The organism is Mycobacterium asiaticum, from assembly GCF_001673635.1.
Taxonomy (GTDB): Bacteria; Actinomycetota; Actinomycetes; order Mycobacteriales; family Mycobacteriaceae; genus Mycobacterium; species Mycobacterium asiaticum_C.
Genome location: NZ_LZMH01000072.1, coordinates 1 through 16,239 on the forward strand (window position 1 = coordinate 1; position 16,239 = coordinate 16,239).

General features: G+C 67.5%; 12 protein-coding genes and 1 pseudogene. 10 read left to right on the forward strand and 3 right to left on the reverse strand.

Features of this window, described 5'->3' with window-relative positions; genetic code table 11:
* From A5645_RS21490 to A5645_RS29155, 5 genes and pseudogenes are all read left to right on the forward strand, one after another.
* Positions 1 to 1,059: pseudogene (locus A5645_RS21490) on the forward strand (hypothetical protein); the annotation flags it as partial.
* 74 nt (positions 1,060 to 1,133) lie between these two features.
* Positions 1,134 to 2,504 (forward strand): hypothetical protein, encoded by a 1,371-nt coding sequence (locus tag A5645_RS21495; protein ID WP_065130953.1) that lies wholly within the window; start codon positions 1,134 to 1,136, stop codon positions 2,502 to 2,504.
* A 34-nt stretch (positions 2,505 to 2,538) separates the two neighbouring features.
* Complete coding sequence (locus tag A5645_RS21500; RefSeq protein WP_065130954.1) at positions 2,539 to 3,624, forward strand: methyltransferase; 1,086 nt, start codon at positions 2,539 to 2,541, stop codon at positions 3,622 to 3,624.
* 136 nt (positions 3,625 to 3,760) lie between these two features.
* The gene (locus A5645_RS21505; RefSeq protein WP_065130955.1) at positions 3,761 to 4,174 is read left to right on the forward strand and encodes a hypothetical protein; all 414 of its coding nucleotides are present in this window, start codon (positions 3,761 to 3,763) and stop codon (positions 4,172 to 4,174) included.
* A 254-nt stretch (positions 4,175 to 4,428) separates the two neighbouring features.
* Positions 4,429 to 6,405, forward strand: coding sequence for a PE family protein (locus A5645_RS29155; protein WP_065130980.1), 1,977 nt, complete (start codon positions 4,429 to 4,431; stop codon positions 6,403 to 6,405).
* Here the strand turns inward: A5645_RS29155 and coaA are convergent, their stop codons facing one another.
* Positions 6,406 to 7,344 carry a type I pantothenate kinase gene (coaA, locus tag A5645_RS21515; RefSeq protein WP_065035006.1) on the reverse strand — a complete coding sequence of 313 codons (939 nt, stop codon included), beginning with the start codon at positions 7,342 to 7,344 and terminating at the stop codon, positions 6,406 to 6,408.
* 134 nt (positions 7,345 to 7,478) lie between these two features.
* Here coaA and glyA point away from each other — a divergent pair, with 134 nt between their 5' ends.
* The 5 genes from glyA to A5645_RS21540 all read left to right on the forward strand — a co-directional run bounded on the left by glyA (position 7,479) and on the right by A5645_RS21540 (position 13,737).
* Entirely contained in the window at positions 7,479 to 8,759 is a 1,281-nt protein-coding gene (gene glyA / locus A5645_RS21520) for a serine hydroxymethyltransferase (RefSeq protein WP_065035007.1), read from the forward strand.
* Positions 8,760 to 8,933: 174 nt separating this feature from the next.
* Positions 8,934 to 9,761 carry an acyl-ACP desaturase gene (locus A5645_RS21525; RefSeq protein ID WP_065035008.1) on the forward strand — a complete coding sequence of 276 codons (828 nt, stop codon included), beginning with the start codon at positions 8,934 to 8,936 and terminating at the stop codon, positions 9,759 to 9,761.
* Positions 9,762 to 9,981: 220 nt separating this feature from the next.
* Positions 9,982 to 11,283 (forward strand): RNA 5'-3' helicase PhoH2, encoded by a 1,302-nt coding sequence (phoH2, locus tag A5645_RS21530; protein ID WP_065035009.1) that lies wholly within the window; start codon positions 9,982 to 9,984, stop codon positions 11,281 to 11,283.
* Between the two features lie 86 nt (positions 11,284 to 11,369).
* A complete protein-coding gene (locus A5645_RS21535) occupies positions 11,370 to 12,245 on the forward strand; it encodes a polysaccharide deacetylase family protein (RefSeq protein ID WP_065130956.1) in 876 nt (291 codons plus the stop codon).
* 34 nt (positions 12,246 to 12,279) lie between these two features.
* Positions 12,280 to 13,737, forward strand: coding sequence for an adenylate/guanylate cyclase domain-containing protein (locus tag A5645_RS21540; RefSeq protein ID WP_436405516.1), 1,458 nt, complete (start codon positions 12,280 to 12,282; stop codon positions 13,735 to 13,737).
* 6 nt (positions 13,738 to 13,743) lie between these two features.
* Here the strand turns inward: A5645_RS21540 and A5645_RS21545 are convergent, their stop codons facing one another.
* Together A5645_RS21545 and A5645_RS21550 are read right to left on the reverse strand one after the other, a co-directional pair.
* Positions 13,744 to 14,718 (reverse strand): hypothetical protein, encoded by a 975-nt coding sequence (locus tag A5645_RS21545; RefSeq protein WP_065130957.1) that lies wholly within the window; start codon positions 14,716 to 14,718, stop codon positions 13,744 to 13,746.
* A 76-nt stretch (positions 14,719 to 14,794) separates the two neighbouring features.
* Complete coding sequence (locus tag A5645_RS21550) at positions 14,795 to 16,213, reverse strand: class II fumarate hydratase (RefSeq protein ID WP_065035012.1); 1,419 nt, start codon at positions 16,211 to 16,213, stop codon at positions 14,795 to 14,797.
* Positions 16,214 to 16,239: the final 26 nt, after the last annotated feature.

Sequence of the window (16,239 nt, forward strand, 5' to 3'; positions counted from 1 at the left end):
GGGTTGAACGCGGGCACCGATAACGTCGGGTTGTTCAACTCCGGTCACGGTAACCGCGGCTTTTTCAACTCCGGCAACGGCAACACCGGTATCGGTAATGCCGGTGATTACAACACCGGTATCGGCAACACCAGCATTGCCAACACCGGCATCGGCAACACCGGCAGCTACAACACCGGTGTCGGTAACACCGGCAGCAACAACACGGGCAGTTTCAATACCGGCAGCTTCAACACCGGTGATGCCAACGCGGGCGATCGCAACACCGGAAGCTTCAACGCCGGCAGCATCAACACCGGCTTCGCCAACCTAGGTGACCTCAACACCGGGTCGTTCAACACCGGCAGCGGGAACCTGGGTTCGTTCATGCTGGCCGACGGGTTCAAGGGAACTACCATCCCGCTCAATTTCCCGGCCATTCCGATCGACCTCGTAGCCGGCGCCAACGTGGCGATCCCGATCACCGGTCAATTCAAGGCGATCACCATCCAACCGATCCCTCAGTTTGGAATCCCGATCGACGTAACGGTCAACTTCGTTCTCTCAGTGGACGTCGCTGGAACCCTCCTGAGCCCAACGATAAGCGAGATCGTCATCAACCCGATCGTCCTGGACGACCTCGTGGTTGGCGCGAACTTGCTTATACCGTTCCAGACGACGGTTTTTGGCCAACTCAACCTCAGTGTCCCGGGACTGCTTGGTATGGGGAACTCCTCGGGGTCGTTGTCGTCGGGCTACTTCAACGGAAATTCCAGCGGCACTTCCGGTTTCTTCAACTCCAGCGATCTGAGTTCGGGCTTCGCCAACGCCAACGGGGCGCTGACCTCGGGCTGGTACAACTCCGGTTCGTTGCTGTCGGGCTGGCAGAACATCGGCAACGCCATCTCCGGTTTCGCCAACACCAGCACGCTGGCCGCCAACGCCCCGGCCCTGATCTCCGGTATCGGCAACATCGGCAGCCAGGTCTCCGGCTTCTTGCACGGGCAGGCCAGCGTGCTGCAGGCGGCACTAGCGGCCCTGTCGCCGATCCAGGCGAACCTCGTCACCACCACCACGTAGTGGCAGCGGCCGCACCTCTCGGTCGATTAACGGCACTCGTTATGCGGGCAACAGCCGCGTGACAAACTGGATCCATGGCTGCGCTGTCGGCGGTGGTGTTCACGCTGAGCGGGTGGCTCGGGTTGTATCTGCTGGCCCGCGATCCGCGCAAGCCGGTGCTCGTGCTGGCCTCGATCGGGCTGTGCGGCTTCGCGTTGGTGGTGGCTCTGGATGCGGTGCGGAATACCAGCGCGACGCATGCCCACCTGCTCAGCCAGGTCGAGGTGTACCTGGTGGCCGTGCCCGGAGTGGCCTGGTTCGCGGTGCTCCTCGAGTTGGCTCGCCCGGCTGACCACCCGAGGGGACGAACTCGCGAGTTGCTGCTCGTCGGCATCGTCGCGGCGCTGGCCCTGGCGGCCGCCCGGCTGGCCGGCAGCGTGGACGGCCCGCTGCGGCTTGGCCACTGGCTGATGTCCGCGGTGATCTCACTGTCCACCCTGGGGGCGATGGCCCGCAACGCGCTGCGGCCGGTCCGGCCCGCGCCGGTCACCGGCGCGGTGGTGGTCGCGACGCTGTTCTTCGCGCTGGCCAATGCCATCCTGATCATTCCGCTCGGCCTGGTGCCGAGCTGGCTTGCCTTGGCGTCGACCGGATTCGACGTGCTGCTGCTCGGTGTCGCGGTGGCCCTGTGGGACGCGTTCGACGAGGGCCAGGCGCTGCGCGCCGACATGCTGAGGTCGTTCGCCGGCTGCGCTGCGGTGACGGCGCTGTTCGGCGGACAGGCGTTGGTCGGGTTGGCCGTCACCCGCAACGATCCCGGCGCCCAGACCACCCTGACGGTGCTGCTGTTCACCAGCCTCGCGATCGCGCTCACGGTGCAGGTGTTGGCCGACCCCTTAGCGGGCGTGCTGGACCGGCTGGCGTTCTCGAGATCACCCGAACTGCGGGCCGATCGCGCCGCGCTGCGCAACGCCGAGGCGGCCTTGCCGCTGCGCTCGACGGATCCGCTCGACGACATCGACGACGACACGTTCGTCCGGCTCACCCGTCGAGCCCTGGGTCACTACGGCGACCTAACCAAGTTGGTGGCCAGTCCGCTGACCGCGTTGCCGGTGATCGACGAAAGGTTGGCCGCCCGGGGCGCCCCCGACCACCCGGTGGAACGGGCCAATGAACTCAAGGCGGTGCTCGCCGACGGCATCGCACGGCTCAAACCCCGTGACGGCGGCGATTTCGGCACCACCGAGGAGTGGCGCTACTACAACTCCCTGTATTTCCCATATGTCGTGGGCGTACGGGCCTATGCCCAGAACGCCACCGCCGCCGGTCTGGACCCGACCGCGCGCCAAGCCTGGCAGTGGCTGGTCACCGAGGTGCCGCAGCGCTCGCTGCACAACTGGCAAAACGCGGCAGCACGCCTGATTGCAGCGGATCTGCGTGGGCGGGTTACGGTTTCGGCCGACTAGCCCACGTGTATCCGACCTTGAACGGGGAACAGCCATGCCGACCAAACCACCGCCAGCCAAAGTTGCGCTCGCCCTCGAGACTGTTCGGCATCACCTCGCCCGGTTGCACCGTCGCATGGTGCCCCCGCAAGCCGCGATCATGGAGATGATCATCGATGGGTGGGTTGCGCAGGCCATCACGACAGCCGCCGAACTCGGCATCGCCGACGCGCTTGCCGACCGACCCTTATCGGCCGAAGAGGTGGCAGCGGCGGTCAACGCTGACGCCGATGCGATCAGGCGACTGCTCCGGGCGCTGATAAGCCGTGGCATCTTCCGGCAGCGCCGCGATGGCCGCTACGAACTCACCCCGCTCGCGGACACACTTCGTCGCGATGCGGAGATCCCAATGGCCGGATGGGCCCGCTGGTTGGGTTCACCCCAGCACCGCGAGCATTGGAGCCACCTGGCCGATGCCATTCGCACCGGACGGTCAGTCGTGCCTGTGTTGCGCGGCAAGCCGACGTTCGAATACCTGGCGTCCGAGCCCGAACTCGGCGAGATCTTCAATCAAGCCATGACCGCCGGATCCGCGCTTTCGATCGGGCCCGTGATCGCCGCTTATGACTTCAGTCGCTTCGCCACCATCGTCGATGTCGGCGGTGGCCACGGCCGGCTGCTGGCCGAGGTTCTCACCGCCACACCCGGGGCGCGCGGTGTGCTGTTCGACCAGCCCCAGGTGGTGGCGGGAGCTCCAGCCGTGCTCGCCGAGCAGGGAGTGCAGGACCGCGTCCAGATCGTCGAGGGTTCGTTCTTCGAGTCGGTTCCCGCCGGCGGCGACGCCTACGTGATGAAGAGCGTCATCCACGACTGGGCGGACGACGACGCGCTGCGAATCCTGCGCAACGTGCGCGCCGCCGCAGCGGTCGGGTCACACCTGCTTCTCGTCGAATTCGTCCTCCCTGAGCATCACCGGGAATACGCGGGCAACTGGCTCGACCTAGAGATGCTGCTCGCGCTCGATGCACGGGAGCGCTCGGCCAGAGAGTACGAGCGACTCTTCGCGGATGCCGGTTACCGCTTGAAGCGGGTGGTGCCGACCGCGTCGCCGTTCCACGTGATCGAGGCTCAGGCGGTGTGATCGGGAATACCTGACCGAACTCCCTGGTCATTGTCTCCGTGGCAGTAATTGGCAGCGCCACGCGTCGATCTGGCAGTGCAAAAACGGCACCGTCAAATGTGTTCGACCGAACCAACGGAGCCAAGGAGAACCCAGCATGACCGCAATACCCGGTGTAACCGCCCGTCCCCTTTCCGATTCCACCGACTCGCTACTGCGTTTCGCGATGCGGGCCGATGCGACCCTTACAGGGCTCATGGGATTGGCCGTAGCCGCCGCTGCAGACCCGGTGTCCCGGTTGACCGGCCTCACCTCCGCCCAGGAGTACAGCGTGGGTGCGTTCTTCGTGCTCTATGGATTGGCGGTGTTCAGCCTGGCCGCGCTTCCCGATCTGCGTCGCGCCGGCATCGGCGTCGTCAGTGCCAACATCGTCTACACCGTCGCGGCCATCGCCGCTGCCGAGCTGGTGCCGATGACGGCTGTCGGAGTCGGTGCCACGCTGGCCAGCGGCGTGTACACCGCCGCGTTCGCGGGCCTGCAATACCTGGGAGTGCGCCGCCTGAAGGTGTAGCTCCCCTCCCCGCCGATACGGGGCCGCCGCAGCGACATGCGGTGCGTGCCCCGTATCGGCCTTCCTTGTTCCGGCCACATAGTGCAAGCCACATAGTGCAATGTGCACATTCACCGCTCTCGGAGGTGTGCATTACGCCGGTGCCCGCCAAATCAAAATTGACCAGGCTTCTCCTCAAAAATCGGCTGCCGGTCCCGACGGCGTATTAACGTGCTGGCTAATTAGCGCCGACGGGTTAATGAATGGAGGAAGTGATGGCATTCTTGATTGCCGCCCCGGACCTATTGGCGGAAGCCGCAACCAATTTGGCCGGTGTTGGCTCATCAATTTCCGAAGCCGCGGCCGCAGCGGCCGCCCCCACCACGGCACTGGCCGCCGCCGGCGCCGACGAGATCTCGGCGGCGATAGCCGCTCTGTTCTCTGGGCACGCGCAGGCCTTCCAACAGGTCAACGCTCAAGCTGTCCTGTTTCACGAGCAGTTTGCGCAGACGATGGCACGTGCCGGGGGCTCTTACGCGTTAGCCGAGGCATTCAATGCCGCACCGATGGGCGGCGCGGCTGCCGCGCTGGACCTGCAAGGCTTCCTCGATCGACTCCCTGGCCTTCCGGCGGGCCAGTCGCTGAACCCGATGGACCTGATCAACGCTCCCACCCAGGCATTGCTTGGGCGCCCACTCATCGGTGATGGTGTCAACGGCGCGCCGGGACAGGACGGCGGCGCCGGTGGACTGTTGTACGGCAACGGCGGCAACGGCGGCACCAGCACCACCGCCGGAGTGGCCGGGGGCAATGGCGGCGCTGCTGGGCTGATCGGGAACGGCGGGCTCGGCGGCGGCGGTGGCGCCGGCGCATCCGGCGGTCGCGGCGGCGCCGGCGGCTGGCTGATCGGCAGCGGCGGAGCCGGCGGTGCCGGCGGGACGGCGCTCAGCGGGGGCGTGTCCGGCGGTGTTGGCGGCGCGGGCGGTTCCGCTGGATTCTTCGGTGACGGTGGTGCCGGCGGACGCGGAGGTAACGGTGCAGGTGGCCTCGGTGGAGGCGGAGCCGGCGGTGATGGTGGCAATGGTGGCGCCGGGGGCAACGCCGGATGGTTCGGCAACGCGGGCGCCGGTGGTCACGGCGGTAACGGGGCCGGGGGTGGCTCCGGAGTCAACCCTGCTGGCTTCAACGGCGCCGGCGGGTCCGGCGGTACCGGCGGTGCCGGGGGCAATGCCGGCTTGTGGGGCTCTGGCGGGACGGGCGGGAACGGCGGAGCTGCGGGTAATGGCGGCACCGGCGGTGCAATCGGGACCGTCGGCGGCGGGGCTGGTGGAGATGGGGGGAGCGGCGGTGCCGGCGGCACCGGTGGACTCCTCTTCGGCGACGGTGGAGCCGGCGGACACGGTGCTGCCGCAGGAACCGGCGGCAACGGATCGAATGGCGTGAGCTCCACCAGCGGCGGTTCAAATGGCGGGGCCGGTGGTGACGGCGGAAACGGCGGCTCCGGCGGGGCCGGCGGAAATGCCAGGCTCTTGGGCAGCGGGGGTGCCGGTGGAAATGCCGGTGCAGGTGCATTTGCCGGGCGTGGCGGTGACGCCGGCAACGGCATCTCCATCAGCGGCCCCGTCAACGGTGGCACGGGCGGTATCGGTGGCTCCGGCGGCAGCGGTGGCTCCGGCGGCGCCGGCGGCGCCGGTGGATTGCTCAGCGGCACGGGCGGCGCGGGCGGGCACGGTGCCGGCGGCGGTACAGCTGGGATCGGCGGCTCCGGCGGCAGTGCGGCCGGCGGCGGAATCGCCGGTAAAGGCGGTGCCGGCGGCAGCGGTGGTGATGGCGGTGACGGCGGCGCTGGTGGCGGAGGAGCCGCCGGCGGCGGTTCCTGGATGTTCGGCGGCGGCGGTGCCGGGGGAGCCGGTGGGTCCGGCGGTGGCGGTGCTCAAGGCGGCACCGGTCCTGGTGGCGCAGGCCCCAATGGCAACGGCGGTTCCGGTGGTGACGGTGGTTATGGCGCCACCGGCGGTTGGCTGTACGGCAACGGCGGCTCGGGCGGCAACGCCGCGGCCGGCGGTCTCAGCGGTGGGACCGGCGCTGTCGCCGGCGCGGGCGGGACCGGTGGAAGCGGCGGCAACGCACAGTTGATCGGCGACGGCGGCAACGGAGGCAACGGCGGCACCGGCACGCCCGTCGGGAAGGGCGGCGCGGGCGGCTCCAGAGGAGTGTTATTCGGACTGGCCGGAACGAACGGGACGCCCTAGCTACAGCTTGCGCAGCCTCAGCCGGTTGATGGAGTGATCGGCGTCCTTGCGCAGCACCAGGGTTGCCCTGGGCCGGGTCGGCAGGATGTTCTCCACCAGATTCGGCCGGTTGATCGACCGCCAGATCTCCTTCGCGGCGACCACGGCCTGCGGGTCCGACAGCGCGGAATAGTGGTGGAAGTGCGACTCCGGGTTGGCGAATGCGGTGCTGCGCATCGCCAGGAACCGCGACACATACCACTGCTCGATGTCCTCGATCCGGGCGTCCACATACAAGGAGAAGTCGAACAGGTCCGACACCATCAGCGTCGGGCCGGTCTGCAGCACGTTGAGGCCTTCCAGGATCAGGATGTCGGGATGGCGGACCACGTGCTTGGCGCCGGGAATGATGTCGTAGCGCAAGTGTGAATACACGGGCGCGCAGGCGTAGTCCGAACCCGATTTCACCGACGTGACGAACCGCATCAGCGCCCGGCGGTTGTAGCTTTCCGGAAAACCTTTGCGATGCATCAGGTTTCGCCGATCCAGTTCGGCGTTGGGGTAAAGGAAACCGTCGGTGGTCACCAGATCCACCCGCGGATGGTGATCCCAGCGCGCCAGCAGCGCCTGCAGTACGCGCGCGGTGGTGGATTTGCCGACCGCCACGCTGCCGGCCACCCCGATGATGAACGGCACCGGCCGGTCCGGATTCTGCTGAGGCTCACCGAGGAACTCCGCTGTGGCGGCGAACAACCGCTGCCGGGCGGCAACCTGCAGGTGAATGAGCCTGGCCAGCGGCAGATACACTTCCTCGACTTCCAGGAGGTCGAGCTGCTCGCCGAGACCACGAAGCCCGATCAGCTCCTCTTCAGTGAGGGCCAACGGCGTCGCCATACGCAGCGCACGCCATTGCTTCCGGTCGAACTCCACATAAGGGCTCGGCTCGCTCGGCCGTGGCATTGTGTCAGTCTTGCAGGAACGCGAGCGGGTCTTAAACCGGGGCTGGCCAAAACGCGATTCCGCTGTGCAGCGCGGCGCTCGATAGACTGACGCGCGTGACTGCTGCACCCGATGCCCGTGTTTCTTCCAGTGTGATGTCCGCCCCACTCGCCGAGGTCGATCCCGACATCGCAGAGCTGCTGGGCAAGGAACTCGGGCGTCAACGCGACACCCTCGAGATGATCGCGTCGGAAAATTTCGTGCCGCGCTCGGTGCTGCAGGCCCAGGGCAGCGTCCTGACGAACAAGTACGCCGAAGGCCTGCCGGGCCGGCGGTACTACGGCGGTTGCGAGTTCGTCGACGTCGTCGAGAACATCGCCCGGGACCGGGCCAAGGCGCTGTTCGGCGCCGACTTTGCCAACGTGCAGCCACATTCGGGAGCCCAGGCCAATGCCGCGGTGCTGCACGCGTTGATGTCGCCCGGCGAGCGTCTGCTGGGCCTGGATCTGGCTAACGGCGGCCACCTGACGCACGGCATGCGGTTGAACTTCTCCGGGAAGTTGTATGAGAACGGCTTTTACGGCGTGGACCCGGTGACGCATCTGGTGGACATGGACGTGGTGCGGGCGCAGGCGCTCGAGTTCCGTCCGCAGGTGATCATCGCCGGCTGGTCGGCATACCCGCGGGTCCTTGACTTCGCCGCGTTCCGCTCGATCGCCGACGAGGTCGGCGCCAAGCTGTGGGTCGACATGGCGCACTTCGCCGGCCTGGTGGCGGCGGGGCTGCACCCGTCGCCGGTGCCGCACGCCGATGTGGTGTCCACCACCATCCACAAGACCCTGGGCGGGGGCCGCTCCGGCATGATCGTGGGCAAGCAGGAATACGCGAAGGCCATCAACTCGGCGGTGTTCCCCGGTCAGCAGGGCGGACCGCTGATGCACGTCATCGCCGGCAAGGCCGTCGCGCTGAAGATCGCCGGCACGCCGGAATTCGCCGAGCGTCAGGAGCGGACGCTGTCCGGTGCCCGGATTCTGGCCGACCGGCTGCTGGCCGACGATGTGGCCAAAGCGGGCGTCTCGGTGGTCAGCGGCGGCACCGACGTGCACCTGGTGCTGGTCGACCTGCGCAACTCGCCGCTGGACGGCCAGGCCGCCGAGGATCTGCTGCACGAGGTGGGGATCACCGTCAACCGCAACGCCGTGCCAAACGACCCCCGGCCCCCAATGGTCACCTCGGGGCTGCGGATCGGAACCCCGGCCCTGGCAACCCGTGGCTTCGGCGACGCCGAGTTCACCGAAGTGGCCGACGTCATTGCGACCGCGCTGGCGGACGGCACCTCGGCCGACATCTCCGGCCTGCGCGACCGGGTGACGCGGCTAGCCAGGGAATTCCCGCTGTACGAGGGCCTGGAGGACTGGAGCCTCGTCGGTCGCTAGCCCGCGCGGGCGGCACCAAAGGGGCGCGAGCAGACGCGAAAGCCCCTCGTTTCGGCACGAAACGGGTGCTTTCGCGTCTGCTCGCGCAAACCCCCCCGCGCCCCCCGCGCAAACGCAACGCGACACGCGTGCGCGGATTTGAGAGAACCTGTGTATGGGAGTTACAGTTACCGCATGGCACAGAAACCTGTCGCTAACGCGCTGACACTCGAATTAGAGCCCGTCGTCGAAGCGAACTGGGCGCGCCACCTGGCGACCGAGAACCTCTGGTTCGCTCACGACTACGTACCGTTCGACCGCGGTGAGAACTTCGCGTTCCTCGGCGGCCACGACTGGGACCCGTCCCAGGCCACGCTGCCCCGCGCGATCACCGACGCCTGCGAGATCCTGCTGCTGCTCAAGGACAACCTGGCGGCCCATCACCGTGAGTTCGTCGACCACTTCATCCTCGAGGACTACTGGGGCCGCTGGATCGGCCGCTGGACCGCTGAGGAACATCTGCATGCCATCGCGCTGCGGGAGTACCTGGTGGTGACCCGCGAGGTCGACCCGGTCGAGAACGAGGAAGCCCGCGTCCAATACGTGATGAAGGGCTACCGCGCCGAGACGTACTCCCAGGTCGAGACCCTGGTGTACATGGCGCTCTCCGAGCGTTCCTACGGCACCTTCTGCCGCAATCTCGCGGCGCGCATCGAAGAGCCGATCCTGGCCGGGCTGATCGACAAGATCGCCAAGGACGAAGCTCGGCACGAGGAGTTTTTCGCCAACCTGGTGGCCCACCTGCTGGGCTACACCCGTGACGAGACGATCGCGGCGATCGCGGCCCGCGCTGCCGACCTGGAGGTCCCCGGCGCTGACATCGAGGCCTACCGCGACAAGCTGGAGAATGTGGCGGCCGCTGGCATCTTCGACAAGGCGCAGCTGCAGCAGGCGATCTCCGAGCGCATCACCGCATGGGGGCTGGCCGACGAGCCCGCGCTCAAGCAATTCGTCACGGACTGAACCGGATTCGCCGTGCTTCGGCGCGCCTGCACTGCAGGGATGCAAGCACCGGAGTAGCGTCGCCGTTGATGGCCAGCGATTCACTCCGCTGCCAGGGCGGCACCCCCGGTTTCTGCACCGGTCACCATCTAGGCAGGACCGGCCCCGGTCCTGGTGCCGCGGCCCCCGCCGACACGCTCGCGTGGGTCCGCCCGGGCGTCATTCGCTCGAGGAGCGCCCCGTGACCGAAACCCGGACGTACGTGCTCGACACCTCCGTACTGCTGTCCGACCCCTGGGCTTGCAGCCGGTTCGCCGAGCACGAAGTGGTGGTACCGCTGGTGGTAATCAGCGAACTGGAAGCCAAACGCCACCACCACGAGCTGGGTTGGTTCGCGCGCCAAGCGCTGCGGCTGTTCGACGACCTGCGCCTTGAGCACGGGCGGCTTGACCAGCCCATTCCGGTTGGTAGCCAGGGTGGTTCGCTGCACGTCGAGCTCAATCACACCGATCCCTCCGTCCTGCCCGCCGGATTCCGGACCGACAGCAACGACTCCCGAATCTTGAGCTGTGCCGCCAACCTCGCCGCCGAGGGCAAGCGAGTCACGTTGGTGAGCAAGGACATTCCGCTCCGAGTCAAGGCGGCCGCGGTGGGTCTGGCCGCCGACGAGTACCACGCGCAGGACGTCGTCGCCTCCGGATGGTCGGGGATGCGCGAGATCGAGACAGCCGCCGAGGATATCGACGCGCTGTTCGCCGACGGGGAGATCGACCTGGCCGAGGCCCGCGACCTGCCGTGCCACACCGGCATCCGGTTGCTCGGCGGAAGCTCACACGCCCTGGGCCGGGTCACCCCCGCCAAGCGCGTCCAATTGGTCCGCGGCGACCGTGAGGTGTTCGGGTTGCGGGGCCGCTCCGCCGAGCAACGGGTGGCACTGGACCTGTTGCTCGACGAGTCGGTGGGCATCGTGTCCCTCGGTGGGAAGGCGGGCACCGGGAAGTCCGCGCTGGCGTTGTGCGCGGGCCTGGAAGCGGTGCTGGAACGCCGCACGCAGCGCAAGGTGGTGGTGTTCCGCCCGCTCTACGCCGTCGGCGGCCAGGAACTGGGTTACCTGCCCGGCAGCGAGAGCGACAAGATGGGTCCGTGGGCGCAGGCCGTCTTCGACACCCTGGAAGGACTGGCCAGTCCCGCCGTGCTCGACGAGGTGCTCTCACGCGGCATGCTCGAGGTGTTGCCGCTGACCCACATCAGGGGCCGCTCGCTGCACGACTCGTTCGTCATCGTCGACGAAGCCCAGTCGCTGGAGCGCAACGTGCTGCTGACGGTGCTGTCCCGGCTGGGCACCGGGTCCCGGGTGGTGCTGACCCACGACATCGCGCAGCGCGACAACCTGCGGGTCGGCCGCCATGACGGGGTGGCCGCGGTGATCGAGAAGCTCAAGGGTCACCCGCTGTTCGCCCACATCACGCTGCTGCGCAGCGAACGGTCGCCTATCGCCGCGCTGGTCACCGAGATGCTAGAGGAGATCACGGGGCCGCACTGAGCCCGTCCCTGGCGAGCAGACACAGAATCGCGTCGCAAGCACCTCGCGAGTGCGATTCTGTGTCTGCTCGCGGGTAAACTTTCGCCGTGCCGAAACGACCCGACAACCAGGCCTGGCGCTATTGGCGCACGGTCTTGGGCGTCGTCGCTGCCGCGGCCGTCCTGGTCATCGGCGGTCTCACCGGCCACGTCACCCGCGCCGACAGCCTCAACTGCTCGATGGTCAAGTGCGTCGCGCTGACCTTCGACGACGGGCCCAGCCCCTACACGGACCGCTTACTGCAGATCCTGAAGGCCAATGACGCCAAGTCCACGTTCTTCCTGATCGGAAACAAAGTAGCGGCCAACCCCGCAGGAGCCAGGCGGATCGCCGAGGCCGGGATGGAGGTCGGCAGTCACACTTGGGAACACCCCAACATGACGACGATCCCGCCCGAGGACGTCGCCGCCCAGTTCTCCCGGGCCAATGATGCGATCGCCGCCGCGACGGGCCGCAAGCCCAACGTCTACCGTCCCGCCGGCGGGCTGTCCAACCCCGCGGTCCGCCAGACCGCCGCCACCTTCGGGCTGGCCGAAATCCTGTGGGACGTAATCCCATTCGACTGGGCCAACGACTCCAATACCGCCGCCACCCGGCAGGTGCTGATGACACAGATCAAGCCGGGGTCGGTGGTGCTGTTCCACGACACCTATTCCAGCACCGTGGATCTGGTGTACCAGTTCATCCCGGTACTCAAGGCCAACGGCTACCGGCTGGTCACGGTCAGCGAGCTGCTGGGCCCGCGGACGCCCGGGAGCAGCTACGGCGGCCGGGAAAACGGGCCGCCCGCCAATGTTTTGCACGACATCCCGCCGGCTGATATCCCCTCCTTGCCGAATACGCCGTCGCCCAAGCCGATGCCGAACCTGCCGATCACCGACATTCCAGGCCAGAATTCCGGCGGGCCGAACAACGGTGCCTAGCGGCAAGACCGACGCGCCGAAATCCGCCGTACGCCTGTCCATCCGGTACGGGACCGACCTGGCTTTCGCTTACATCCTCGCGGCCGTCGACGCGGTCGCCATACTGATCCCGCTGCGGGGTCACACGGCCGCCGCGAACGCCGACTTCGCCGAGCGGAACACCGGATTGGTGGCGCTACTGATCCTGCTCGGAGTGGCATGTGTCGCGGTGGGCGGCCCGGTGATCCTGGCCCCGACGCTGCGGTGGTACGTCGCGGGCCGGGAGCCCACCGAGGACGAGCGGGACGCCGCGATGAAGCTCGGCAGCCGGCAATCCGCATTGCTCTCGGCGGTCTGGGTCACCTGCGGGGGAATCCTGATCCTGCTGAACCTCCAGGGCGGTTCAGCGCTGTTGTTCCCCATCGCCCTGGGCCTGGTGCTCGGCGGCGCCGCCGCCGCGGGCACCGGTCTACTGCTCGCGCAACGCACCATGCGCCCGATCCTGGCGGTCGCCACCCGGGGCCGTGAACCTCGCATGACGGTGCCGGGCGTGTTCGCTCGGATGGTGTTGCTGTGGTTCCTGTGCAGCGCCGTACCGTTCGGGGTGATCGCGGCGTTCGTCGTGCTGCGGTCCTACGGCCTGCTCATCGACAAGTCGACGTCGTTGGACGTGCCGGTGTTGGTGGTGTCGTTGGCGGCGCTGGTACTGGGACTGCCGACCATGATCCTGACGTCGCGATCGATCTCCGATCCGGTCGCTGAGGTCGCCGACGCCATGGCCGAGGTGGAGCACGGTCATATCGGTACCTACGTCGGCGTCTATGAGCGTTCGCAAATCGGGCGCCTGCAAACGGGATTCAACCGAATGGTCGCCGGCTTGGAGGAACGCGACCGCATCCGCGACCTGTTCGGCCGTCATGTCGGAACCGACGTCGCGCGCCGCGCCCTGGAAGAGGGCTCCTCGTTATCGGGTGACGTGGTGGAGGCCGCCGTCCTTTACATCGATCTTGTGGGTTCCACCCGGCTCGCGGAAAGCCTTCCACCACAACAGGTTGCCCGGGTGCTCAATGACTTCTTCCGCATCGTCGTCGACACCGTCGACGACCATCAGGGCCTGATAAACAAATTCGAGGGCGACGCCGCGCTGGTGGTCTTCGGCGCGCCACTGCACACGAATGACCCGGCATCCTCGGCGTTGACGACGGCGCGGGCGCTGGCCGAAAGACTGCGTGAGCTACCTGTGGACTTCGGCATCGGGGTATCGGCCGGACGGATGTTCGCCGGCAACATCGGTGCCGAAAACCGCTACGAGTACACCGTGATCGGCGATGCCGTCAACGAGGCGGCCCGTCTGGCCGATCTCGCCAAGACCTCCGAGCGGCGCGTCCTGTGTTCCGGTGCTGCCCTGGACCGGGCCGACGCCGCTGAATGCGGGCACTGGACCGCGAGCTATTCGACCGTCCTGCGCGGGCGCTCGGAGCCGACGCACGTGTCCGCGCCGGTTCCCGCCTGAGCCAGGCTATTTCTTCGAAACCTTCAGCGCCCCAACCACGTTGTTCAGCGTGGCCGCCGACGCCGCGTCACCGATGGCGACCGCGCCCAAGAAGATGGTGACCGGCTTGGTGTCGACGGCGACGATCGTCACGGAGTCACCCTTCACCCCGCGGGTGGTGTCGGCGATCGTGATCTCGGCATCCACCCGGGTTGCCTTGGTCCCGTCGATCGTCAGCGACGACGTCTTCTTGGGGCCGAGCGTGGGCGACACCTGGTTGTAGCCGGGGCCGTTGGCGATGCAGTCCATCAACTTCGATGCCTGGGCATTGATGTCCATGCTGGTCACGAAGTTCGTGATGGCGACCTCGAGCTGCATCATCCACTGGCTGGCGCCGGGCACCTCCTGGCCCAGGCCGACCGCTTCGATCAGGTTCGGGTTCTGGTCGTCCACGAAGGGCGACCATCCGGGTGCGGCGCTGGCCGGGAAACTCAGCTTGCCCGCGCTGACCGTGTCACCGGTGGGCTTGTTGCCGCCCGACACGTTGGGTGTGCAGTCGGTGGCCGTCTGCAGCGAGTTCTGCGGCTCCGACGTCGCGGCGCTGGTGGTCTCCGACGGGTTGGCCGACGGCTTGTCGCCGCCGCTGTTGAGGTTCACCACCAGAATCACCACCAGAACGATGGCGCCCAGCACCGCGATGCCCGCGACGATCAGCCACGGCAGCTTGGAGTTGGACGGCGGCGGCCCGGGTGGGTACGGCCCGGGTTGCCAGCCGGGCGGCGGGACCTGTTGTCCCGGTTGGCCGTACTGCTGATAGCCGGGCTGGGCGTAGGGATCGCTACCGGGCGGGTATTGGCCACCCGGCGGCGGGTAGGGGTACTGGCCGCTCGGCGGCTGGCCCTGCGGCTGGCCCTGCGGCTGGCCGCCCCAATAAGGCTGCTGGCCATACGGATTCGTTCCGTACGGATCTTGTCCGTAGGGACCGCCGGGGGGAACCGTCATTACTGAATACCCTCACTTTCGCCGGCCGCCCATGGTGAGGCGGCCATGCAGTAGCCCGCGATATGCCTTGCCCGGTCTATTCGGTCGGTTCGACCTTGGCCATTGCCAACACGTCCAGGCGCCGATCCAACTCCTCGATCGACAGGTTGTCGCCAATCAGGCCGCGGTCGATCACGGTCTGGCGGATGGTCTTTCGTTCCTTGAGCGCCTGCTTGGCCACCGCGGCGGCCTCCTCGTAGCCGATCGCCGAGTTCAGCGGGGTCACGATCGACGGCGACGACTCGGCCAGTTCGCGCAGGCGCTCGACGTTGGCCCGCAACCCGACGATGCAACGTTCGGCGAACAGCCGCGAGACGTTGGTGAGCAGTTTGAACGACTCGAGGATGTTGCGGGCCATCATCGGGATGTAGACGTTGAGCTCGAAGGCACCGCTGGCGCCGCCCCACGCCACCGCGGCATCGTTGCCGATCACCTGAGCGGCAACCTGCGTAACCGCCTCCGGCAGCACCGGATTCACCTTGCCCGGCATGATCGAGCTGCCCGGCTGCAGGTCCGGCAACTGAATCTCGGCCAGACCGGTCAGCGGTCCCGACCCCATCCAGCGAATGTCGTTGGCGATCTTGGTCAGCGACACCGCGATGGTGCGCAGCGCGCCGGATGCCTCAACCAATCCATCGCGCGCCGCCTGGGCCTCAAAAGAGTTTGTCGCCGTGCGTAGTTCGGGAATCCCGGTGGATTCGACCAGGACCGACACCACCCGGACACCGAAGTCTTCCGGGGCGTTCAGGCCGGTGCCGACGGCGGTGCCGCCGATGGCCAGCTCGCCGAGCCGGGGCAGCGTCGCGCGCACCCGCTCGATGCCGGCCTCGATCTGGCGCGCGTATCCGCTGAACTCCTGGCCGAGCGTGACGGGAACGGCGTCCATCAGGTGCGTGCGGCCCGACTTGACCACCGTCTGCCACTCAAGTGCCTTGGCGCCCAGCGCATCCTGCAACACCTGCAGCGCCGGGATGAGATGGCTCACGGCGGCCTCGGTCGCCGCGATGTGGGTGGCGGTCGGGAAGGTGTCGTTGGACGACTGAGACATGTTGACGTCGTCGTTCGGGTGCACCTTTACCCCATTGGCGGCCGCGATGCTGGCGATCACCTCGTTGGTGTTCATGTTCGAGCTGGTGCCCGAACCGGTCTGGAACACGTCGATCGGGAACTGGTCGTCGTGCCTGCCGTCGGCGATCTCGGCGGCCGCCGCGATGATCGCCTCCGCCTTCTCCGGCGCCAGCAGTCCCAGGTCCTTGTTCACCTGCGCGCAGGCGCCCTTCAGCAACCCCAGGGCGCGGATCTGTGCGCGTTCGAGAGGCCGGCCGGAGATCGGGAAGTTCTCCACGGCTCGTTGAGTTTGCGCCCGCCACAACGCCTTCGCCGGCACCCGGACCTCGCCCATGGTGTCATGCTCAATGCGGTATTCGGCGTCGTTATCGCCGGCGTCAGCGGCCATGGTGCCTTCCTTGCTGGTTGTGTGGG